The organism is Heyndrickxia vini, from assembly GCF_016772275.1.
In the GTDB taxonomy this organism is placed as follows: Bacteria; Bacillota; Bacilli; order Bacillales; family Bacillaceae_C; genus Heyndrickxia; species Heyndrickxia vini.
Window position 1 is genome coordinate 873,080 of the sequence record NZ_CP065425.1, and the last position, 24,365, is coordinate 897,444.

At 36.3% G+C, this 24,365-nt stretch carries 20 protein-coding genes; 11 read left to right on the top strand and 9 right to left on the bottom strand.

Annotated elements, in window-relative coordinates; translation table 11 throughout:
* Window positions 1-371: 371 nt before the first annotated feature.
* The 4 genes from I5776_RS04405 (at window position 372) to I5776_RS04420 (ending at window position 5,726) form a co-directional block, all read left to right on the top strand.
* Window positions 372-1,595 carry an MFS transporter gene (locus I5776_RS04405; protein ID WP_202779151.1) on the top strand — a complete coding sequence of 408 codons (1,224 nt, stop codon included), beginning with the start codon at window positions 372-374 and terminating at the stop codon, window positions 1,593-1,595.
* A gap of 701 nt (window positions 1,596-2,296) precedes the next feature.
* Window positions 2,297-2,452 (top strand): aspartyl-phosphate phosphatase Spo0E family protein, encoded by a 156-nt coding sequence (locus I5776_RS04410; RefSeq protein WP_202779152.1) that lies wholly within the window; start codon window positions 2,297-2,299, stop codon window positions 2,450-2,452.
* A gap of 571 nt (window positions 2,453-3,023) precedes the next feature.
* Window positions 3,024-4,307 (top strand): hypothetical protein, encoded by a 1,284-nt coding sequence (locus I5776_RS04415; protein ID WP_202779153.1) that lies wholly within the window; start codon window positions 3,024-3,026, stop codon window positions 4,305-4,307.
* 45 nt (window positions 4,308-4,352) lie between these two features.
* On the top strand, window positions 4,353-5,726 hold the full coding sequence (locus I5776_RS04420) for a sensor histidine kinase (RefSeq protein WP_202779154.1): 1,374 nt from the start codon (window positions 4,353-4,355) through the stop codon (window positions 5,724-5,726).
* A gap of 77 nt (window positions 5,727-5,803) precedes the next feature.
* On the opposite strand, the gene I5776_RS04425 is transcribed toward I5776_RS04420, so the two are convergent.
* On the bottom strand, window positions 5,804-7,414 hold the full coding sequence (locus tag I5776_RS04425; RefSeq protein WP_202779155.1) for an FMN-binding glutamate synthase family protein: 1,611 nt from the start codon (window positions 7,412-7,414) through the stop codon (window positions 5,804-5,806).
* A gap of 138 nt (window positions 7,415-7,552) precedes the next feature.
* A complete protein-coding gene (locus I5776_RS04430) occupies window positions 7,553-8,185 on the bottom strand; it encodes a TetR/AcrR family transcriptional regulator (protein WP_202779156.1) in 633 nt (210 codons plus the stop codon).
* A gap of 209 nt (window positions 8,186-8,394) precedes the next feature.
* On the opposite strand from I5776_RS04430, the gene I5776_RS04435 reads away from it, so the two are divergent.
* The 3 genes from I5776_RS04435 (at window position 8,395) to I5776_RS04445 (ending at window position 13,237) form a co-directional block, all read left to right on the top strand.
* Window positions 8,395-10,611 (top strand): MMPL family transporter, encoded by a 2,217-nt coding sequence (locus I5776_RS04435; RefSeq protein ID WP_202779157.1) that lies wholly within the window; start codon window positions 8,395-8,397, stop codon window positions 10,609-10,611.
* A gap of 131 nt (window positions 10,612-10,742) precedes the next feature.
* A complete protein-coding gene (locus tag I5776_RS04440; protein ID WP_246483917.1) occupies window positions 10,743-11,924 on the top strand; it encodes an alanine racemase in 1,182 nt (393 codons plus the stop codon).
* Window positions 11,912-13,237, top strand: a complete 1,326-nt coding sequence (locus I5776_RS04445; RefSeq protein ID WP_202779158.1) for a D-arabinono-1,4-lactone oxidase — start codon at window positions 11,912-11,914, stop codon at window positions 13,235-13,237. Before I5776_RS04440 ends, I5776_RS04445 begins: the two co-directional genes overlap by 13 nt.
* A gap of 35 nt (window positions 13,238-13,272) precedes the next feature.
* On the opposite strand, the gene I5776_RS04450 is transcribed toward I5776_RS04445, so the two are convergent.
* The 3 genes from I5776_RS04450 to I5776_RS04460 all read right to left on the bottom strand — a co-directional run bounded on the left by I5776_RS04450 (window position 13,273) and on the right by I5776_RS04460 (window position 15,267).
* Window positions 13,273-13,689 carry a MarR family winged helix-turn-helix transcriptional regulator gene (locus tag I5776_RS04450; RefSeq protein ID WP_202779159.1) on the bottom strand — a complete coding sequence of 139 codons (417 nt, stop codon included), beginning with the start codon at window positions 13,687-13,689 and terminating at the stop codon, window positions 13,273-13,275.
* 81 nt (window positions 13,690-13,770) lie between these two features.
* A complete protein-coding gene (locus I5776_RS04455; protein ID WP_202779160.1) occupies window positions 13,771-14,505 on the bottom strand; it encodes an SDR family NAD(P)-dependent oxidoreductase in 735 nt (244 codons plus the stop codon).
* A gap of 12 nt (window positions 14,506-14,517) precedes the next feature.
* The gene (locus I5776_RS04460; protein WP_202779161.1) at window positions 14,518-15,267 is read right to left on the bottom strand and encodes an SDR family NAD(P)-dependent oxidoreductase; all 750 of its coding nucleotides are present in this window, start codon (window positions 15,265-15,267) and stop codon (window positions 14,518-14,520) included.
* A 444-nt stretch (window positions 15,268-15,711) separates the two neighbouring features.
* On the opposite strand from I5776_RS04460, the gene I5776_RS04465 reads away from it, so the two are divergent.
* On the top strand, window positions 15,712-15,930 hold the full coding sequence (locus I5776_RS04465; RefSeq protein WP_202779162.1) for a hypothetical protein: 219 nt from the start codon (window positions 15,712-15,714) through the stop codon (window positions 15,928-15,930).
* Window positions 15,931-16,076: 146 nt separating this feature from the next.
* Complete coding sequence (locus tag I5776_RS04470) at window positions 16,077-17,744, top strand: hypothetical protein (RefSeq protein ID WP_202779163.1); 1,668 nt, start codon at window positions 16,077-16,079, stop codon at window positions 17,742-17,744.
* A 370-nt stretch (window positions 17,745-18,114) separates the two neighbouring features.
* Here I5776_RS04470 and I5776_RS04475 read toward each other — a convergent pair whose 3' ends face one another.
* Entirely contained in the window at window positions 18,115-19,266 is a 1,152-nt protein-coding gene (locus tag I5776_RS04475) for a GerMN domain-containing protein (protein WP_202779164.1), read from the bottom strand.
* Complete coding sequence (gene sigX / locus I5776_RS04480) at window positions 19,241-19,792, bottom strand: RNA polymerase sigma factor SigX (protein WP_202779165.1); 552 nt, start codon at window positions 19,790-19,792, stop codon at window positions 19,241-19,243. The genes I5776_RS04475 and sigX overlap by 26 nt, the downstream gene beginning before the upstream one ends.
* Before the next feature lie 163 nt (window positions 19,793-19,955).
* Here sigX and I5776_RS04485 point away from each other — a divergent pair, with 163 nt between their 5' ends.
* Window positions 19,956-20,159, top strand: coding sequence for a hypothetical protein (locus I5776_RS04485; RefSeq protein WP_343066434.1), 204 nt, complete (start codon window positions 19,956-19,958; stop codon window positions 20,157-20,159).
* 73 nt (window positions 20,160-20,232) lie between these two features.
* Here I5776_RS04485 and I5776_RS04490 read toward each other — a convergent pair whose 3' ends face one another.
* Window positions 20,233-20,685 carry a hypothetical protein gene (locus I5776_RS04490; RefSeq protein ID WP_202779167.1) on the bottom strand — a complete coding sequence of 151 codons (453 nt, stop codon included), beginning with the start codon at window positions 20,683-20,685 and terminating at the stop codon, window positions 20,233-20,235.
* Window positions 20,686-20,820: 135 nt separating this feature from the next.
* Window positions 20,821-22,080: a glycosyl hydrolase family 18 protein gene (locus I5776_RS04495; protein ID WP_202779168.1), complete on the bottom strand. Its 1,260-nt coding sequence runs from the start codon at window positions 22,078-22,080 to the stop codon at window positions 20,821-20,823.
* 225 nt (window positions 22,081-22,305) lie between these two features.
* Between I5776_RS04495 and I5776_RS04500 the strand changes: the two genes are divergently transcribed.
* Entirely contained in the window at window positions 22,306-24,288 is a 1,983-nt protein-coding gene (locus tag I5776_RS04500) for a methyl-accepting chemotaxis protein (protein WP_202779169.1), read from the top strand.
* The last annotated feature ends 77 nt before the right edge of the window (window positions 24,289-24,365 follow it).

A 24,365-nucleotide genomic window follows, 5' to 3' on the forward strand; every position in this document is an offset into this window, starting at 1 on the left:
TAATTAGGTTAAACTGTTTACACCAATAAACGAAGGAGTGAACCAAAGGGCGATGAATAACTAATCCTAATTTTTATGAAAACATTCGTTATAGGTACGAAGCATTTTTCAAAAATAGGATTAGTCTATACATTTATAAGTTGATGATTGTACAGCCATAGAAAACCGGACTGTACAGATTCCTTTAATGGTTCTAGATGCCCCCCTATTTGAGAAATATGCAAATAGGGGGTTTTAATTTTGGGAAACATAGTTTAGTTAGCTGTGACTAGGGAGAAACAGGTTAATTTTATATTGGAAATGAGCATTTTTTCACAGTATTTTGCTCATCATCCAACAACAGGACATTTAAATATGAAGAGGAGAATCCTATGGGACAATTATTTAAAAACAAATTTGTTCGAGCTATTTTTATTTCTGCGTTATTTTTACAGGTAGGTATTTGGGTAAGGAATTTTGCCGTATTACTATTCGTCATGGAAAAAACAAATGGGAATCCATTTGCCGTTTCGATGATTTCCGTTGCCGAATTTGCGCCAATTTTTATTTTTTCCTTTATAGGAGGAACGTTTGCAGATCGATGGAAACCGAAAAAAACGATGATCTGGTGTGATGTATTAAGTGCCGTTTCAATTTTTGCCGTTATTTTAGCTCTCGTTTACGGTACGTGGAAAGCCGTTTTCTTCGCTACATTAATTTCATCTATTCTTTCCCAATTTTCACAACCTTCCGGAATGAAGTTATTCAAAATGCATTTGAAGGAAGAATTAATTCAGTCAGCGATGTCGATTTATCAAACCATTTTTGCGATTTTTATGATCTTGGGACCAATACTTGGAACATTTGTATTCCAACAATTTGGCATTGATATTTCCATTACCATCACAGGTGTTGCTTTCCTTTTGTCAGCGGCTGCTTTAACGTTGATTCCAGCAGATCATTCAATGGAGAGAGAAGTAAAAACAACAACACTGTGGCAAGAAATGAAAAGTGGTATTCAGTATGTATTAGCTAAAAAGGAATTAAAACTACTCGGTATATGTTTTATGGCAGCGGGTCTTGCAATTGGCTTAATTCAACCGCTAAATATTTTTTTAGTAACTGAACGTTTAGGTTTGCATAAAGAGAATTTACAATGGCTACTTATGGTGAATGGAGCCGGTATGATTATTGGTGGAGCATTTTCAATGGTCTTTTCGAAAAACACTCCTCCGCAAAAACTACTTGTTTTGGGGATGCTAGCTAATGCAATCGGAATGAGTATAGTCGGAGCTTCCACTGTTTTATGGATTACATTAATAGCAGAGTTTGTATGCGGATTTTTTATGCCGAGCATTCAAATTGGTATTAATACAATGATCCTCCAAAACACGAAAGCCGATTTCATCGGTAGAGTAAATGGAACATTGAGTCCGCTTTTCACGGGATCGATGGTTGTAACTATGAGTATAGCCGGCGCATTAAAAGCGCAATGGTCTATCGTTTCCATGTACGAAATTGCAGCTGCGCTCTTTATTATCGGGTTATTATTTATAGTGCCGCTATACAATAAGGCCGTACCAAAAAGTATGGAAGTTTCAAAAGACAGAGCATAATCGTAATAATAATGTCAAAACCGTGCAGTTCATACTCGCACGGTTTTTTTGGATGAAAAATCGGTCTTTTTATAAGGGGTTTCGCAAAGATGTATTACGTTCTTGATTTTATTTTTGAGTTCAGACTAATAGCTCTTAAAATAAAAAGTTTATCTTGAATCGTTAATGACCTCCAACTACGAACTTTGATTTTCATCTTTAAACTCTCCTTTCTTCCTTTTATTAAGGACTGTACAATGTAGAGATTTTTAAGATGCCAACTAAACCTTCCATTTGATTCTATTAATATAGTACCGCCATTTTTTTAAAGTGAAACCTTGCAAATATCGACATTCTTTCAAGATTGCATTTAACAATTATGGACCTCATCATTCTTTTTAACGACTTCTTTTTGCCCATTTGCATGGCCATTAAATACATATCACATACATGATAATGTAAAAACAGCAGACGGAGAACAGGAAGGTAATTCACGTATTTTTGGTTAAAAAGCAAGGAAAATTTTCGAAAATATATAAGTAGATTACCGTTTTAAGATTATATTAATTGTATGTTAAGATTTCTTTTTAGGTATATTGTCGTGTGAAAGAATTTTTTGTCCTATTGTTAGAATTATTGTCGAAACTATTCCAATTATACTAAAAATTTTACATAATATTTATTAATGTAGTAAATTTGCTCGAAAGTGGGAGAAATGGCCTATGCCCTATGATAATTTTAAGTTAAAAGAAAAGATTGAAAAACTAAGAAAGAAAATGATAGAAGATGGACTGAAAAAAGGGCTAAAAAATAAGGATACTTTAGCATATAGTCAAGAACTGGATCAGTTGATTTACGAGTACCAATTAAAGATGTAGTCAACTTAATCATAATTTTATAGCTGCCTTTGCTGGTGGCGGTGTCTCAATTGAAAAAGTTAAAAAACTTTAGATATACCCATCCACGAGACACCCCACAACAAGGATTCGGTCCATTACCCCATTGAGTCTCTCAAAATAACAAATCCCCATCTATAAAATATTTCCATATGAATAAAAATAATCTTTCATTGGATGCTGGCCGCAACCATCTCCAATTCAACTTTCCTCCCGTAAAAGAATAATAACACCCTACCCAATCGGTGCCAGGCACCATTTATTCATATTTTTGCATAAATAATCCCGAAAATGAATAAAAGGTGCCAGGCACCGATTATACATTTTAACGCATTATTATTATGATATTTGCATAAATGGTGCCTGGCACCGTTTGTGGTTTCAGGTGTTACTTCTTTGTTACCATTTTTGGCTGTGGGGGTTGTATAGTTGTATATTATAATGGGATGGATGTTAAGGAGATTTTGTAGGATACTATTTACAATTCAAAGGGTGTATATTTTGAGGGAATGATGGGTTTAACTATTACTTTTTGTAGGAAGGTAAAGCAGGTATGAGACGTTTAATGATATATATGATGGCAATGATGAGTGCCATTCTGATAACGGGTTGCGATTTAGGAAAATCTCCGACTTCGCTGATTCAAATTCCGAAGTTATCAAAGAATAAGCAATTTTTAACTGAAGCAATTAAGAAAGCAATGCCTGCGGGCGCTGTTCTTGTTACACCTATTAAAAGCTCTACAAAAGAAACGATTCACATGGTTGATATTGATGGAGATCATGTTGATGAAGCGATTGTCTTTTACAGAAATGAAGAATTTGATCGCGAAATATATATTTTAATTTTTAAAAAGAAAAATAATAGCTGGGTAAAAACAATCCATGAACAGGTAGGTGGCTATCAGCTCCATACGCTTTATTTTAAAGATATGAATCAAGATGGCAGGAAGGATATCGCACTAGGAATAGATTCTACTTATCCTGGAACTGAAACTTTGCCTGAAAATATGACGAAGGAATTGCATATTTTCACAATGAAAGGTCATACATTAAATAGCTTTTTTACAATGCAATACACAGATGTTGTCGTGGATGATTTTAATGAAGATAAAGTTCCGGACATATCACTGATTACTTTTACTAAATCTAAAAATGCAAATATACAATTGTTACAGTGGCAGCCTCTGCATAAAAAAATGGAGATCATCTCAAAATTGAAATTACATGAGTATGTGAATGGTATTGAGAATGTTTTTATCGGACAATTAAGTGATCATCACAAGGCATTATTTCTAGATTCGGGATTAGGTGCACATTCTGGATGGACTGATATTGTAGAATTCTCCAATCAAAAGTTAAAAAGAGTGAAAATAAAAGAACGGCAATTATTAAAAGCTTACTATCTAGATTCAGGGGATGTAAATGATGACAAAATCACTGAAGTCGGAAATATGTATCAACCACATGGTTGGGAAGGAGCTCCATATTCGGACACGCCGTGGATTGAAACGTATACACAGTATAATTCTGAAGGTATAGGCAAGAAAGTAGAAGAAAGATACATAGATGTCACACACGGATTTTACCTAGTAATTCCAAAAAAATGGTGGATGAATGTGACAATTGAAAAAGGAAAAAATTCATTAAAAATGATTGGTTTGCCTAAAAAAAATATCGTATTCGATATTAAATGGTATCCGAATCATGAGTTACCAAACTTAACTAACTCCCGAGTTATTACTAAATCCGGCAAATTTACGTTTATCACTCAGTCACAAGCAAAGATGAGTGATTACCAAGCTTATTTTCATTTACTAGGTGAAGATTTTGAATAGGTTAGTTACCATGCAATTATTTTATATATGAAAGGGCCATGATGAATGAAGAGGAAAGTAATTTTATATTTTATGACAATCATTGTGTTAATGCTGTTTCTTTTCATTGGGCTGTTTAGTATCTTTCTCAAGCAATATTATTATGGAGGAATTGCCAATACATTAGAAAACCATGCAGAAACCTCTTCCTCATTTTTTAATAAATATAATACTGTATTCAATAATAATATCCGGGAAATGAGCGGAGATATTATGGATAATTTCAATTATGAGGATGCTGAATTACAACTACTTAGCAGAAAAGGAGAAATCATTCAATCCACCTCGGGCTTTAAGGTGAAAAGGGAAATTGTCCCGATTGATCCAACTGTACTTGAAGGCCGTTCCAATTATTCGATTGAAACCTCTGAGAATGAAAAGGAAAAAGTAATATCTGTGTATACCCCTTTAATGTATCAAGGACAAGTTGTTGGTGTATTGAAATATATTTCTTCGTTGTCACAAGTAAATAAAATGATGAATACCCTGATGTTCGAAATGCTTGTAATTGGGAGCATTGTAGCGATTATTGTTTTTCTTATAAGTTTAAAATTAGCAAACTCCTTTGTGAATCCGATAAAAAAAATTATTGAGTTTTCTACATCGATGGCGAAAGGACATTTCAAAGCAAGAGTAGATGAAAAATATCAGAATGAACTTGGTGAGCTTGCACAATCGCTAAATTTTATGGCAGATGAAATTGCACGAACAGATAAAATGAAAAATGAATTTATTTCCTCGATTTCGCATGAGTTAAGGACACCGTTAACAGGTATTAAAGGCTGGTCGGAAACGCTCCGTTCCTATGATGATTTGACGAAAGAAGAAGTTGAGCAAGGGATGACAATCATTTCAAATGAGACGAATCGTTTAATTGGATTAGTGGAGGATTTACTGGATTTTTCTCGATTAGAAGCAAATCATTTAAAGGTTTATAAAGAGGGAATACAGGTTGATAGAATTATTGAACAAGCAGTATTACAGCTTGAGAAAAAAGCTGAGACAAAAAAGATTGCTATAACATCTGAGCTTCTGCCAGTCATTATCGATGCGGATCCAAATCGCTTAAAACAAGTATTCTTAAACATTATTGATAATGCCATCAAATTTTCACATGTTAATGGAGAGATTACTATTCGAATGAAAAAAGCCGGAAAAGACATCTGCATTTCGATTAAAGACGAAGGAATTGGGATCGAAGCGAGTCAAATTTCTAAACTAATGGATAAATTTTATCAAGTAAACGCAAAAGCGATCGGAGCTGGTTTGGGACTTTCCATCTCAAAAGAAATCATTGATTTACATGAAGGAACCATCAAAATTAGCAGCAAACCGAACGAAGGAACCACCGTTTCCATTTATTTGCCATTCGGTACCTGACACCATTTATTCATTTTTGTGTATAATTATTGCAGAATTTGCATAAATGGTGCCAGGCACCGTTTTTGGCACCTTTTTTATAGGGCGATTTGATTGTTGGATGGTCTGATTAGGCCATGCATGTATTCTTTTCCGGTGTATAGTTGGCCGTTCATTGCGCGAAACATGAGGTGTTTTTCATTGAATTCTGTTGGGGAGGCTAGACCGGATGCCCCAGCAAGATTAAATAATCCTTCTCTTGTTGAAATGACATAGTTGCAGACACGATACATTTTTTCCTCGATTACTAATGCTTTTTCGCGATTTGGATCGGTTGTCGCTACACCGACTGGACATGTGTTCGAATGACAGGTTTGTGCCATAATGCAGCCGACTGAGATCATGAAGGCACGTGCCGTATTTATTAAATCGGCACCTAAGCAAAGCGCATAAGCCATCTTTTCTGGGGTAACTAATTTTCCCGAAGCAATGAGTGTCACATGATCACGCAAATCATATTTTTTTAACATTTCATGCACAATGGGCAGTGCGGTATATAAAGGCAGTCCCGGTCCATCGGCTAATTCCTGATAGGTAGCACCTGTCCCGCCTTCTCCGCCATCAACCGTGATAAAATCAGGACTCTTTTTCTCCTGTGCCATAATTTTGACCAATTCTTCAACTTCATCACGATTTCCAACAACAATTTTAATACCAACAGGTTTGCCGCCAATCTCTCTTAATTGTTCAATAAAGTCTAGTAACCCTTTTGTATCATAGAATTGTCGAAAACGATTGGGGCTATCAATCGTCGTCCATGGTACTACACTTCGGATCTCCGCAATTTCGGGTGTCACTTTTTCCGCTTCTACATGTCCACCGCGAATTTTCGCCCCTTGGGCCAATTTTAATTCAAACGCTTTTATTTGATCAATTTCACTTTTCACTTTAAACCGTTCCCATGAAAATTCGCCGTCATCCGTTCGGTAACCGAATAGGCCAGGCCCAATTTGAGCAATGATATCCACATTCCCTTTCATATGATGGGAGGATAACCCGCCTTCACCAGTATTCATCCATGTTCCACCGGCCATTCCAAGCCCTTTTGAAAGAGCTGTAATTGCATTTTTGCCAAGTGAACCGTAGCTCATCGCCGATTGTCCAATCAGCCCTTTTACATGAAATGGCTTAATACACCGACCTTTCCCAATGATTATTTGATCTTGTTCAGATAAATAATATGGGGACACTTCCGCCTTTTCGGAATGCTCTTTTCTGCTCATGAGTTTCTCATTATCAACGGTATAAAGATATGTAGATATTTTGGGTTGTTGCTCAATCCTTAATTCTTCCCTTTGTGTTGGAAACATGGCATTTTTAAGAAAAAAACCTGATTCCTCGAAATTTCGTTCAGAACCGAAGGACATAATTCTTCGTTTGTATTTCCCTGATTTAACAATACTTTCATACTGATTTCTTGAAAAAGGCTTCCCTTCCTCATTATTTAAAAATAAATATTGCCGTAACTCAGGTCCAATCTTTTCAATAATATATCGAATTCGCCCTAAAACTGGATAATTTCGTAACACGGCATGCTCCTTTTGCCGTGCATCACGGTAAGATATCCAAAAGTAAAGGCCGACAGGTAGTATAAAAACAACCACCATTAAAATAAAAATAATAACCAATAAAATTTGTGTCCAACTCATCCATTCCCATCCTTTCGTACATGTTTTCTATTAAACTTACTTAAACATAATATATAAAATTCCTATAAGGGGAATTTTCCACAAAAAACGGTTTTGTCTTTTCTCACCTACATGGCACAATTCCCTATTTGAAAGAAATTAATCGTTAGTACCAAATAAACCTTTCCAAAAAAACGTTAAGATGGTTTCGGCTGATTTTTCTGCGGTAGAGAATAATCCGGACCCATCTTGCTGTTTATAATTTCCAACCTTAATTAGTGCCAAATAGGCTTGTGTAGCAAACGTAATATTGATTGAGGAAATTTCCCCTTTCGTTACTGCATCCGAAAATGCATATTCAATACTCTCATATATTTTTTTCTCAGCTTCTTTCATTTCTTGGATCTGCTCATTGGAAAGGTCGGTTTTGGATTCACGTAAAAATTGCTCAATGTCAATCGAGGTTGTTGCTTCTAAATGGGCAAGTGTCACGTCATATAATCGCTCATATAATGGCTTATTTACCTCCATTAGACGATCAATACGTTCTTTTATCCTATTCATTAAGGAAACAATGGCTTCTTTATACAGTTCGGATTTTGAATCAAAGTAATAGTAAACAGTTGCTTTCGTAACACCCGCATTGAGGGCAACATCATCGACGGAAACATTTTGGTACCCGTTGTCAATGAATAAACGTGCCGCGGTTTGCAAAATTAATTGATTTCGTGGAATATCATTACTTTTTACTTTTGGTCTCCCAAGTGGGCGATGTTGTTTCTTTTTCATCATTTGAATAGCTCCTAATATATAATAAGTTTAGTTTGATAATTAACTGACCAGTATATATAATTATTTACATGTTAGCTTATAGCATTTACTTTAAAATCATATCATTAATTTTAAAATGATTGTCACAAACGATTGAGATCATCGCTATGTTAACAAATGCCACTGAATAAATAAATTTATGATTAACAAAAGAAGGAGGGATATTGTAAATGAAAAAATTTTTCCTGCGTTTTGTCGAAGCAAGCTCCAGTCGAAAGGGAAGATGGATTACACTTGCAATTTGGGTCCTATTAGTAGGTGTGCTTTCTTCTATTTTTCCGATTGTTAATAAGGTAACAGACAATGGTGCAGAAAATTTACCTGATAGCAAAATGTCTATCCAAGCTGAAAAGATTGCAAAACAGCAATTTCCTAATGAAACAGGGACCCCATTATTAGTTGTATGGTATCGGGATGGAGGACTCGTAAATCAAGATTATCAATTAATCTCAAAGCTTTATAATAAGCTGGAACAAGATCCACTTACCTATCAAAATTTTATCCCGCCATTAGGGAAGATGCCACCTCAAGCTTTAACGGCATCCGCATCTGAAGATGGCACATCCATTGTAACCCCTATTTTTATGAAAAAAGATGCGAGTACAGATGAGTTAAAAGACAATTTAAAGGAATTGAAAACGTATTATCAACAACTAGGTTCGGAAAAGGTTCTAGATAAAAAGCTTTCAAAATCCGGTCTTCATGTACGTTTTACAGGGCCGGTAGGGATCTCAACGGATGCTTCGGCGCTTTTTAGTCAGGCAGATATTAAGTTGCTCATTGCAACCGTCATGTTAGTGTTGGTCTTGCTCATTCTTCTTTATCGTTCACCAATTCTTGCAATCATCCCGCTAATCGGAGTAGGATTTGCATATGGTGTCACAAGCCCAATTCTTGGACTTTTGGCGAAAGAGGGAATCATTACGGTTGATTCACAAGCTGTTTCTATCATGACCGTTTTACTGTTCGGAGCCGGAACTGATTATTGTTTGTTTTTAGTATCAAAATATCGAGAATACTTGCTTGTGGAAGATGATAAGTTTAAGGCGCTTCAACAGGCAATTAGACATTCCGGTGGAGCGATATTAGTTAGTGCAATTACGGTCGTATTAAGTTTATGTACATTACTGCTAGCGCAATTTGGTTCGTATCACCGTTTTGCGGTACCTTTTAGCTTAGTTATTCTCATTATGGGGATGGCGGCATTAACATTATTGCCGGCATTGCTCTCTATTTTCGGCAGAGGTGCCTTTTATCCATTTATCCCGAGAACAGAAGCAATGACCCGTGAATTCGAAAAGAAAAAAGGAAAGACAATTAGAAAACGTACGGCACATAGCCGGTTTAGCATAAAGCTTGGAAACTGGGTTACTGGCAGGCCGTGGACAGTCATTTTGACAAGTGTCATCATTTTAGGAGTGCTTGCCTGCTTTACACCGCGTATTCAATACACACAAAACTTATTAGATTCTTTTCCTAAAGATATGGCTTCCCGTGAAGGGTTCGATATCATGGCAGATCATTTTTCACCGGGGGAGTTAGCACCTGTTCAGGTCATTGTCGACACGGAAGGAAAAAGCATTGACTTGAAGGAGAGACTAAACAAGCTTTCTTTTGTGGATAGTGTTTCTGAGCCAACAAAAGGGAAGAAGAATGAACATTATTTATCATACAATGTGGACCTTTCTATTAATCCGTATGATACAAAAGCGGTTCAATCGATTCCAGATGTAAAAAAACAGGTCGAAGTGGCGTTAAAAGAAGCTGGAATTTCACCAGATAAACATTACTGGATTGGCGGTGAAACATCAGGTCTTTATGATACTGAATCAACAACTGCTCGGGATATGAAAGTAATTGTTCCAGTTGTAATTGTGATTATCGCTGCATTATTGCTTATGTATTTACGTTCCATTGTGGCAATGGTTTATTTAATTTTAACCGTGTTACTTTCTTATGTGTCAGCCCTTGGTGCAGGCTGGCTGCTCATTCATTATGGGATGGGAATTCCGGCGATACAAGGCTTAATTCCGTTGTATGCCTTTGTCTTCCTTGTCGCATTGGGAGAAGATTATAATATATTCATGATCTCAAGCATATGGAAAAATCGCAGAACCCAGCCGCATCGACAAGCCATTGCAAATGGTGTCACAGAAACAAGTAGTGTAATAACATCAGCAGGGCTTATTCTCGCAGGTACGTTCGCCGTATTAGCTACTTTACCAATACAAGTATTATTACAATTCGGCATCATAACCGCGATCGGTGTCCTACTGGACACATTCATCGTCCGACCATTACTCGTCCCTGCCATCACAACAGTCCTTGGCAAATACGCCTTCTGGCCGGGAAAACCATGGAGAAAAAAAGAAAAACAAGGTGCCTGACACCATTTATTCATTTTTTCGCATAATTATTGCGAAATTTGTATAAATGGTGCCTGGCACCTTTTTTTATATATTTTTAAAGAGGAATTCATAGAATGGTAGAGAATATATTGGTCAATGGGGGTGAGGGTGTGTCATTGTATGAGCGGTATGAGAGGGTTTTTGCTCATGTGCCGAGGCCGTTTGCTTTTTTAGATATGGATCATTTGGATGCGAATATTGCGTATGTCCAGCGATATTTACGAGACAAGAAAATTAGAATTGCCACGAAGTCTGTTCGATCACTAGGGGTATTAAAGTACATTGCAAACCATTTTCCAAGTTTCACAGGTTGGATGACCTTTTCGGTAAGCGAAACAGTATTCTTATTGAAAAATGGCTTTGACGACTGCTTGCTCGGTTACCCGACGGTAGAAACGGAGGAAATTCTGCAGCTGCTTCCATACATGCGTGTCGGTAAAAAAGTCATATTCATGGTCGATTCTCTTGAAACATGGGAAAGGCTACAGCAAATTGGAAAACAACATGAAATTGTGTTCTCTATTTGTCTAGATATCAACGTTTCTACTAATTTTCCATTTCTATACTTTGGTACAAAACGATCTCCATTAACCGAAAAAGTAGCATTGAGTGATTTGTTGAAAAAAGGTCTTACCCTTAAGAATACGAGGGTAGTAGGGGTTATGGGGTATGAAGCGCAAATTGCTGGTGTTGGAGATAGACCGCACGAAAAATGGAAAAGAGGAATAATGCCAACATTGAAAAAAGCATCAACAAAGGAAGTTTCAAAGTGGCGAAAAGCTGCCGTAGAGATGACTGAACAAATAGCAGGTAAGTTGGAATTTGTTAATGGAGGGGGATCAGGAAGCTTGTTGTGGACAGCCGAACAAGAGGAAGTCACGGAAATAACGGTCGGTTCGGCTTTTTATTTTCCAGCATTATTCGATCAACATCACTCCCTCCCACTAAAACCAGCAGCAGGATTCGGACTTCGTGTAACACGGCAACCGGAACAAAGAATCATCGTCTGTCATGGCGGAGGATACACCGCATCTGGCGCACTAAGTACAGATAAATTCCCTCAAGTCTATCTACCAAAAGGCTTACACTATCTTACGAATGAAGGACCAGGGGAGGTTCAGACACCTTTAAAAGCAACAGATCAAATTCCAGCGATCGGTGATACGGTTTATTTCCGCCACGCAAAAGCCGGAGAACTTTGTGAACGGTTCCAACTATTACACACTTGTCGTGGAGATCAGCTTGAAGGACAATTTCGAACATATCGGGGGGAAGGGGAATGTTTTCTTTAAAAACACTGCAAACAAAGAAGCAATGGTCAAATTGGGCAGAAACGGCACAAGGTTCATTCGAGCAATTTTTCACACCTCACAATACAGAAGAATTACAATCCTTAGTGGAAACAGCCTATAAAAATGGAAAGAGAATTCGCGTAATTGGTGCTAGTCACTCATTCAGCCCCATCGCTTTACCGGAAGAAATTTGTATTAGCTTACACGAAATGCGTGGATTAGATTCGGTTGACGCAGCGAGTGGAGAAGCGACTTTTTGGGGTGGCACCTATCTATACGAAATCGGCCCAATATTAAAAGAACATGGACTTGCGCTTGAAAATATGGGCGATATTCAGGAACAAACAATTGCAGGAGCAGTTTCAACAGGGACACATGGGACGGGAATCACTCTTGGTTCGATTTCAAACCAGGTCGCCAGTTGGGAATGGATTGATGGCACAGGCACCTATCATAAACATCGCCGCTTAAACGAAGAGGACCCTTTAGCCAATTCCTTGCAAGTTTCCCTAGGGCTATTAGGAATTCTTGTAAAAGTTACACTAAAAGTGCTCCCTTTATATAGCTTAAAAGTTACAACCTTTCGTGCAACCATTGAGGAGGGATTGGCAAATTGGAAAAGCGATCTGTCACATTTCCGTCATCTGGAATGGTTTTGGTTTCCGGGAACAAACCTAATCCAGGTAAAGCAAATGGAACTCATTCCACCTGAACCACAGAAAAAATGGGAAAAGACAGTCTCATCCATTAGTAAAACTGTGATCGACAATCAAGCCTATTATGTTTTATCAGAAATTTGTCGGCGAAATCCGAAACGAACCCAGTGGGTCAGTGAATTCTCAGCAAAGAATATACCGAATCGGACTGAAAAAGGCTATAGCTACGAACTGTTTGCTACCCCACGTAAAGTGAAATTTTACGAAACCGAAATCGCAATTCCTATTGAAAGCTTTCCAGAATGCCTAGATGAATTGACGTCTGGATTAAAAGATAATCCGTTCTTCGTTCATTTTCCAATTGAAATTCGCTTTGTTAAAGGGGAATCAGGATACTTAAATCCCAATCATCAACAAGACTCGGCTTTTTTGGCTTTCCATATGTATAAAGGTATGCCATATAAGCCTTATTTTGAATGGGTTTGGAATGTTATGGAAAAGTACAATGGCCGTCCTCATTGGGGGAAAATGAATCAGCTTACGGAAGAAAAAGTACAGGAACTCTATCCTAAATGGGGGAGTTTTCTAGAAGAAAGAGAGCGATATGATTCAAACAGGATGTACGTAAACAAATATTTTAGAGGTTTAATTAAATAAATAAGTGACAGGCAAGTATTATACCTGTCACCCGTTCAATGATTCAATTTCTCATAAATGCGAAAAAGCTGAGTGAGTTCTTCCTCAGTCAGTTTATTAAAAAGTTGAGTTCTTAATTGAATCCCAATTTCCTGAGCCTTTTCTAAAATTTTAAGACCTTCATCAGTGATATCTAAATAAAGAATTCGTCTATCTTCATCATCTCTTAAACGGATGGAAAGGCCCTTTTTTATCAGCTTTTCAGATAAATGTGTAAGTGATGGGGGAGTTAACCCTAGGTTTTTGGCAATATCGGAAGGACGGCTTTTCCCGTTTTTTTTCAAATGTCTCAAAACTAAAATATGGGTAATTCCGAGATTTTCGTTAAACATTTGGGTCCATTGAATAATAAGGTTATTGGTTACTAAGTCCATTTCATGTAAAAATTCAAAAATGGTTTGATTTTTATTCATTGTTAGCCTACTTTCTTTTTAATTACACTTATTATAATAAGAAAACCTCTTTAATAAAAAGAGGTTTCTTAAAACTTTATATTATTGTGCAGAAAATCCGCCATCAATGACTAATTCCGCGCCTGTAATGTAGGATGCTTCATCAGAAGCAAGGAATAATACGGCGTTCGCAATGTCTTCAGGTTTTCCTAAGCGTCTTAAAGGTGTAGCTCCTTCTAATTGCTTAAGTAATTCCTTAGAAGATTGCAATGCTTGGGTCATCGGTGTTTCAATAATTCCTGGGAATATCGTATTTACACGGATTCCGTGAGAACCAAAGGCAACAGCAGCAGCTTTAGAAAATGCACGAACAGCACCTTTAGAAGCGGTGTAAGGGTTTAAGCCTTGTCCAATTTGTGCTGTATATGAAGAAATATTAACGATTGCTCCGCTGTTTTGTTCTTTCATATACGGGAATACATGTTTTAAACCAATATAAGGTCCAAAACCATTGACAGTCATCATTTTTTGCCAATCATCAAAAGTTGTTTCTTCAAACGGCTTCTCAGAAGAAATACCAGCGTTATTAATAAGAATATCAATCTTACCATATTGATCGTTAACATCTTTCAATAATTTAGCCCAATCTTCTTCTGAAGAAACATTTAATTTCATACCAGTTACATTATCTATTTGACTAATTTTTTCAAGGGCTGTTTCATTAATATCTGCCGCAATAACTTTTGCGCCTTCTTGGCTAAATAGTTGAACCATTCGCTCACCCATTCCGGATGCTCCACCAGTTACAATTGCGACTTTATTTTCTAATCTTCCCATTATATATTCCTCCTAGCGTAATTTAATTGAACCGCCATCGACCATGAATGTTTGTCCAGTAATATAATCTGAATCATTACTTGCTAAAAAGACTGCTGTTCTACCAATATCTCCTTCTGGATCGCCAAGACGACGCAAAGGAATTTTGTTAATCATTGCTTCGTACATTTCAGGATTATTTTCTTTCCAAACTTGAACCCCATGAGTCGCGGCAATTGGAGAAATTAAATTAACATTAATATTATCTGGACCCCATTCGTTTGCCGCCACACGAGAAATGGCACGGATTGCTTCTTTTGCAGCTGCATAAGAAGCTTGTGTATGTTGTCCTTCTAACTCAGCACCGGATGCGAAGTTAATCACTTTACCTTCCGTTTTCTTTAATTCAGGATAACAAGCTTGCATAAAATTAAATGTTGGATAAAATCCTGTACCGAATGAAAGGTCAAAATGTTCCATTGTTGTCTCAGTAAATGGAAGGTTTTTTGATGCATGTGCATTGTTAACTAAAATATCAATTCTTCCAAATCGTTCACTAACAGCCTTTACTATTTCAGTTATATTTTCTTTTACCGAAATATCTTTGATGAATACCATACCTTCTGTATATTGATTAATTTCAGATAATGTTGCTTTTCCTGCTTCTTCATTAATATCAACGATTGCAATATGTGCACCTTCTTTAGCCATTGCCAGAGAAATTCCTCTACCAATACCTGATGCGCCACCAGTGACTATACCGACTTTGCCAGCTAATCTCATAAATAAAACCTCATTTCTATAAAGTAATTAGATGCCTAAATATTTAATACCTAAATAATATCATCATCAGAAATAAAAGACAATCATTTTGAATTGATTGTAAAAGTAATCAAGTTCAAAAACTTAATAATTTATTCATCCGCTTGAAACTATTCATATAACTAAACGTCTAACGGATAGATAAAATCATTTTGAATATATAGAAGTTATATATAAGTAGAAATTTGTCGATAGGAATATATTTCTATGATAAAGCAACGGATGAACAGGCGATTACACTTTCAATAAATGGAATTGTGGGATAGATTCAGCGATTGAAGTATATGCAAAATCGCCGATCGTAGAAGAAGAGGATAGAAAAGAAACACTTGCAGAGGAAGAACCTTCAGTTGAAGTTAGCTTAGTCGCTCAAGCAATTATGGTGGTTTCAGTGAAGGGGAAACGATGGAAGGATATTTGTCATTTTCCTCCGGCAAAGAAGTAGACGGCGTTATTTCCCTTTATCAGAAAAGGAAAAGAGCAGCTGTTTCCAATATTTATAATTCCGGTCAGTCAGAAGTAATGCATGTTCGATTGAAAAAGGGAAAATATTATGTAAAAGTGAATGATGTATTCGGTAATCCTACGATTACCCCATATACGTTGACACTTACAAAGAAATAACCAATTAAACAACCTAGCGACTTTCGCTAGGTTGTTTAATTGTCTAAGAATGAAACTTTTTTCAGGTAGACACGTAATAGTATATGAGTTAAGTTGAATGGATAGTGTATTCTTGCTGTTCAATAGATTACAGATGGAGGATTGGTATGTACTATCTTATTTCATTATTTGCATTAACATTAAACCCATTTATATGGAAAAACTATTATAAGATGAAGGCATTTTTATATTTTCAAGGATTACGGTTAATTGCAGGGATTGCCATTACTTTTGTACTCACCTATTTTGGCTTGATTGACCATACGTGGCAAGCATTTATTAGTTATGGCTTATATATTATCGGCATCTTTTTCATCTTAGATATTCTTTTTATTAAAGTGAAATATGGGGGACTGACACCTTTACTTGGATTCGCGTTTATTATTGGCGGCTTATATTTTACCTTTGTTTATCCGATAACAATCACAAATGACAAATACGAATTTGTTAAACAAAAGGTAACGGTTGCGAAGAAAGATGTCTCTGCTATTGATGAAAAACATATTCCTGTTGTACCGGAAAAATACGCAAGATATCGCAGTGAAAAACTTATTGGTGAACTTAAGCATTCTTCCTATTATGATTTAGGAGAATCAACGATTCAAAAAATCGACAATCATCTTTATTGGGTCACTCCAATTGAATATACAGGTTTCTTTAAATGGTTAAAAGGAGATAAAGTACCCGGATATATTAAAATGAGTGCAGAAGATGAGCGTGCCGAAGCAGAGCTTGTTAAAGTAAATATGACCTATGTACCTTCAGCATTTTTTAATAAAGATGTAAAAAGGCATGTACGCTCGATTCATAAAGATATGATTCTATTAGACGTCAGCTTTGAACCGGATGATAATGATCATCCATACTATGTTATTCCATATGGGAAATATGAAAAATTCCGTAATATTATTGATGTCAAAGGAATTTATTTAGTTGATCCGGAAACAGGAAGCACGAAAGACTATCCAATCAATCATTTACCAGACTTTATCGATCATGCTATCCCGACAACCGTAGCCGAAGATTGGAATGAATGGTACGGAAAATATGTTCATGGATTCTGGAATTCGCTCTTTGCTCAAGAAGATGTTATGGTTCCGACTGAATGGGAGGATATAGATGAAGTGAATGGAGTGTTTAACGAAGATTTGCAATTACATTGGTTCACTGATTTTACCCGTCCAAAATCGGGGAGCGGTTCGATGGTGAGTTACTCCATATTAAATGCGAGAACAGGGAAGTTTACGTTTTATACTGAAGGAAATGGACTATTAAATGGGAAATCAGCTATGAATGTTGCTGAAAAGACATTTAGAGCGAATAAATATGAAGCTGGAACCCCAATACTTTATACAATATATGGGCAATTTACATGGGTAGTTCCGCTAATGGATTCCAATCATGTGTTCCGTCAAATGATGCTTATTAATGCGAAGGATGAAAAGGTTTATAGCACTGGTGACACGAAGCGTTCCTTATTTGATGATTATAAATATGCCATTGCCACGAAACTTGGGAAGGATGAAACAACACCGACTGATAAGGCATTGTTAAAGTCACAAAAAGGAATTGTTTCACATGTATATAAGGCAGAAACCGATCGCGGAACAGCTGTGAAATTTATGATTAAAGGCAACGACAAAATTTTTGTTGTTCAATCAAGCGAATTTCCATACTCAATCTTTATTGAAAAAGGAATGTCTGTTGAGTTTAATTATATTGACACGGAAGAAACGGTTGCATCGATAAATGGTGAGTTCAAAATAAATGAATAAAGGATAAGAGGACAGCTATCAATCTGCTGTCCTTTTTACTTAATATGAAAATGGAAAGCAGTGTGAAAAGTGGATGAAATAAATGATTTTAAATGTGTTCGTATTAATTCTTTTTGAAAAATACTTGTTTAGAAAATGTGCAGAAAAGGATGAAAGATAAAGATCCGAGGACTTCCATAATAAATAGGGTATTTAATATATTTTCCATGAAAAGCACCTCCGTTAAAATAGGTCTTTCACAATGTATTATAACTAATAATTGCTAAGAAATAATGAACGTCATATTAACATTTCTTAAAGGTGTAGCTTTTATTAGTAGAAAAATGCAGACGGATTCGACCGTCTGCGTTACGTATCTATGGGTTAATTATTATTTTACAACAACTGGATTCGGCGCAACTGGAACAGGAATTTTCGTATTAAATTGGATTTTACCTATTTGAGTGATGTTTGCGTCGTCAGCACCAGTAAATGTGACTGTTTTATAGCCAAAATCGCGTGCCGTAAGAAGTAAACTGTCAATCATCCTAATAAATGTACTATTATTCATAAGCCCAGAGTCTTTCGAAAATTGAACGGTCACATGCTTAGTATCCTCTTCGGTTTTCACTTTTTGGATGTCGACACCCCCTGGAATCGGAGCATGTAGTGGTGGATTTGAACTGAAATGCTCACTTTCCATATTAGTTATTGCTTCAGCCAATGTCTTATACTTTTTCGAAGACGGTGCTAAAAATACCGGATAATCTTGATCATACATGTATTCAAAATAGGCTTTTTTTCCGGTTGATGCAATAGGAAGGACGGTCTGTTCATTATTCTCTATAATCGCCCCAGGCTTTCCTTCTGTTTGAAATTCAATTTCGGATACATTTTGATAGCGGAGGGATTCTTTTACCGATTCGATAAAGGCTCCTCCTCTTGACGAAGTACTTAGCGTACTGTTATCCTGCAAATCAATAATGACTTTCTTTCCGTTCTTTTCATTTTTTGCAACGGAAAGTTTATTGATATTTACAATATCGGCAGGTTGAAGCCCCCATGTTTCACTAGGTATTTTATCAAGATTTTCTTTAAATTCCTGAATAGATGTTTTTTCTTTTTTATCAGTTATGATGCTGATTGGCACGACAATATTTTCGCCTTTAGAAGCAGGTAGTCCAAGTGTAATGAAGTTCTGATCCTTCTGTACAACAAAACGCTGATCGGTTTCGGAAAATACATTCGGAATTTCAGATGCACTTAAATCCTTCATAGCAACATCCTTTGTTTTACTGCTTTTTTCTTCTACCGAACTTAGTGATGAAAAATGAAATAAAGATGCCACGATAATAAAGGCAACGGAAACCGTACCAAGGGATGCAACGGTTGGAAAAAACCATGATTGATGTTTTTTCTTTTTTACTTTAGGTGCGATGGATTGATAGATCTCTTCCGGTGTCCTGTGGTCTTTTACGACCGGAAGCTGCTTGAGTAGTTTTTCAATATCGTAAGACTTATCGTTCCAACCGTATTTTTCCACAGTTCTCCTCTCCTTTCTCAATTTCACTTTGCATCAACGATCTAATCGTTTTTAAAGCGCGATGCTGTGTTGTTTTTACTTTTCCTTCCGACCAACCTAATACAGAAGCCGTTTCCTGAATGGATAGGGATTGGATATATCTTAAAATGAGGACCAATCGTTGGTCCAGCTTACATTTATCTAAACAACGATACATGATCTGGATAGATTCATTTTGTAGAGCAATATCTTCAGGGAGTGGAGAATGATCACTAATTAGGTTTGTTTCACCATCAAAACTATCGGATAACTGATGTTTCCATCGTTTTTGTTTCCGAAAAAAATCAATCGCAACATGCTTGGCAATGGAAAAAATCCATGTTTTTTCACTGCTTCTATTCTCAAATTGATGATACGATTTTAAGATACGAATATATACTTCTTGAATTAAATCCTCTGCTTGTTCACGGCTTTTAACCATATAAAACAGAAATTGAAATAAATTTTGATGATATTTCTCGTAAATTTCATAAAATTGTTTTTCCATCACTACCCCCCCTAAATACATTAGTCGAATGGAACGAAAAAAGGTTACAAAAAATTTAAAAATTTAATTTAAATGTAATAGAGGAAGAACAAATTGTACACCGTTAATGTGTAATAAGCGTCGAAAAGGGTAAATGGAAAAAAACAAAAGAGGAGTGATTATCGTGGATAAAAAATCAAATTCAAAAACTTACGATCATCCGGAACAATATAAAACTGAAAAGGAAAGCCTATTTGATAAATATGAAAGCGAGCGAAATGTGGACCCAATTCCAATGGAAGATTTAAATGAGAAAATGCAAGATGAAAAAAATAAACACAAAAGCAAAGATACCTCATCAAGTGAAAAAAAATATAAAAATGAATAGATAAGTAGAAAAAAAGAACTGTGGAAGAATGTACATCAATTTCATCCTTCCACAGTTCTTTTTAAATATGTATTTAATAAGAAACTCGGATATTTTCTAATTCCATCTGTTCTAAATTTTTTAATGTAAACCCAAGGCTCTTACAAAATTTGGCGATAGATTTAATTTGTTGAAAGGTTGTTATGATAAACGTTCGGTCCCTTTGTATCGTATCTTTAATGGATGACAGCATATCGAATAAAGCGGCAGATTTCAATTCAGGAATTTCTTGTTGATACTCTAACGTTTCTTCAGTGATGGGCAGAATCCAAAGATGACAATCAAAGGGAATCTTCAATAATTGAGTAAACGCATCTGCCTTCTCTAAAGGTGTTCGCAATGTATAATCAAACATTTCAAAAACAATTTTATTAGAAAAATCTAAGGATTGAAAAGGGTAGCTTCCTTGTTCATCAAAAACTTGAATCATTAATTTGGAATGAATAAATTCATTGTCTTCACTTGTTTTAGTAGCTAGGTTGTCCATCATTGAATCTCCTCTCAAATTAGTGTTATTGCTTAATACCCTTAAATAATAAAAGGAAAACCTATCAATCACTTTTTAACAAAATTTTTCGAAAATAAAGCGAGGGAACAAATGATTTTGTCCCTCCAATAGGATTCAAGATTTTCTGATATGGAAAAACTTTGTCAATAGCCATGGGCCTTCAGGAAAGCCGAGTGATAACTGCCAGGCTCCGACTCCGCCAATTTGGAATTCGCGAATGAGCTGCATTTTTTTGCTTATACTTCTCGCATCCTCAAATCCAACTACATGACGCTTTCCTTCATCGTCAACATAATAGAAATAGGGAGATTCATATTCCTTTGAATAGTGGATCTCTGCTTGGTACTTCATGGCAAGTTGTACAGCATTTTGATTAGAAATTCCTGGAGCAATGGTTGCTGGATTATATGGCAATGTCCAATCATAACCATATAGAGGCAGACCTAATAAGATTTTCTTTCGCGGGACTCGATCAATCGCAAATTGAATCGTCTGTCTTACTTCATTAATAGGAGCAACTGGTCCAGGTTCACTGGCACCATGATGCCAGTCGTATGCCATAATAAACATCAAGTCGACGACGGCGCCTATTCCGCCATAATCGTAGCCTTTCAGCCATGGTATATTGTCATTTGTTTTCGGTGGGACAGCAATCGTTAATAAATGACCCGCGGGTTTCAACCGATCACGAAGTTCTCGCAAAAATCCAGTAAAAAGGTCTCTATCCTTCTCAAGTGTCATTTCAAAATCAATATTAACTCCGTCATATCCTTTCGTTGATACTTCCTTTAGTATACGGTTAATAAGCGTCTGTCTAGCTGTGGAATTATTCAGCATTTGACTCGTTAATTGTGAACTAAATCCAGATTCAGTTAAGTTGGTTATTGTCATTATTGGTTTGACCCGATGTGACCATGCAGTTTTAATTGCCGTTGAATCGTTAAGGGAGCTTAATCCGCCATCAGGAGAAAAATGATATTCAAAAAGTGCGATATACGTAATATAGGGTGAGAAGTCAGTGATTAAACGCTGATCGGCTTGCGGGGTCCGTACAGAATAATACCCTAAGCTTGTTACGTTGTAATTTGAAATATTAGGGATTCTCACTTTCATTCCAACTTGTAATCGGGAGGGGGGAATTGAAGGGTTCGCTCTTTTAAGCATGTCAACAGATACATAAGCCATTTGGGAAATTGTGTAAAAACTATCTCCAGGCTGGACAATGTATGTATACGAAGGAATGACCAATGCCTGCCCGGGTACGATATTTACCTGATTTAAGCCATTCGCAAGTCGAATTTGCTCAACAGGAACCGAATATTTCGAACCAATTCGGTATAAAGAATCACCTTGTTGAACGGTATAAATAAACATGATGACCGACCCCTTTCCATACTTTCATTGTATGAAGTCCTAGCATGTCTTTATGTCATTGAGACGATCGTAAAGCAATTGGAAAGTTTTAACGAAAATCTATCTATAAATATTAAAAAAAAACTGTCGATAAATATTAAGGAGAATATTTTAAATAAAATGCTGGGAGTCGGTGGATACATAAAAATTTTCTTTCTTACAACAGATATCAAGGAGACTAACACCATGAAAAACAAATTAAGTAAAATTTTTAAGATGACGATACGAAAAAAATTATCTCTGTCATTTGCTATTATGTTAATTTTACCAACCGCAATTATCGGCGCAACGTCATATTTTAGCTCACAAAATAGCCTTGAAAAGGAAATGATGAGAGCAGCTAGTGTAAATGTAGATATTTTAGATGATATTATTGATGATACAATTTCCCCTTATTTATCGGATGCGGATTTTTTTGCAGAAGAAATAACTTCTAAAGATTATAAAGGGCTAGAAAGTCCAAAAATCCGTACGAAACTAAATCAATATATAAAGCTTCATAAAAATGTGCAATTAGCTTATGTTGGTACGAAAACAGGATTAATGATTAAATCTCCGGAAAGCATTGTTCCAAAAGGATATATTCCTAGTGAAAGACCATGGTATCAAGAAGCGATGAAACAGCCGGGTAAGACAATCATTACTGAGCCGTACGTATCTGCAACATCAGGTGATATGGTTATTACAATTGCTAAATCAATGAATGATCATTCCGGAGTAATTGGAATCGATATTTCTTTGGAAAATATTAATAGTCTAGCTAAGAAAATTAATATTGGTGCAAAAGGATATGCAATGATTTTGGACAAGAGCAAGAAATTTATCGCCCATCCACATGAAAAGGGAGGAAAAGCAGCAACTCAATCTTTTTATAATAATCTTTATACAAAAGACGCCGGGCAGTTTACTTATCATTTAGATGGTGCTTCAAAAAATATGGTGTTTAATACAAATAAGCTAACGGGGTGGAAAATAGCAGGAACAATGTATTTGTCTGAAACCTCTGATGCGGCAAAACCGATAATGCTGAACACCGGTATCATCACCTTAATTGCCTTCATTATTGGTGGATTGGTAATTTTCCTTATTATCCGTTCTATAATAAAACCTTTGCATAAATTAAAAAATGCAGCTAATCAAGTGAGTGAAGGAGATCTTTCCCTAAAAATAGATGTACAAACATCCGATGAAATCAATGACTTAGCTCAATCATTTAATTCAATGACAACTAATTTGAGGGAGTTAATACAGCAAATCGATGAAAGTGCTATTCAGCTTTCCGCATCTTCAGAACAATTGAATGCAAGTGCAGAAGAGACGACAAGTGCAACAGAACATGTTGCTGCAGCGATTGAACAAATATCGAAAGGTGCAGAAAATCAAACGGTTGGGATCGAAAATAACGCAACTGCCATGGATGAAATTGCCCTAGGCATTGGAAAGGTCGCAGATAATACGACGCATGTTACAGAATTAACAAGAAGTACAACCCAATTGGCAGATGAAGGGGGAGCATTTGTTAATCGTACAGTCGAGCAGATGAAAGAGATCTATCAATCGGTTGAACAATCTAATGTAAAAATTACTGTATTATCTGATCGTTCGAAGGAAATCAGTACGATCATTGAAATGATTACGGGAATTGCCGATCAAACGAATTTGCTTGCATTAAATGCAGCGATCGAAGCAGCAAGAGCTGGAGAGTCTGGAAAAGGCTTTGCAGTAGTAGCCGACGAAATAAGAAAGCTTGCGGAACAATCAAGACAATCAGCACAGCAAATATCAACAATTATTATGGAAATACAAAAGGAAACCGACAGTTCTGTACAGACAATGCAAGACGCAACTCAGAAAGTGGAGTTAGGACTTTCCATTTCAAATGAAACGATTGAAAAGTTTAATCAAATTTTACATGGAATGAAAGAAATTGCGCCACAAATGGAGGATGTTGCAGCGATTTCCCAACAAATTACTGCGGGAGTTGAAGAGGTTACATCTGTAGCGAATGAACTAGCAGCGATTGCTAAGGAAAACTCTTCAGCTGCAGATGAAATTGCATCAACAACTGAAGAAACCGTTGCATCAATGCAAGAGATCACCTCTTCATCGAAGGCATTATCGAAACTAGCAGAAGATCTGCAATTGCTTTTGAAAAAATTTAAACTGTAACAAGATTACCCTCTTCCAATTCGGAATGAGGGTTTTTTATTAGATGGACAGCTGGTGCCTCTATACTATGCAGAATA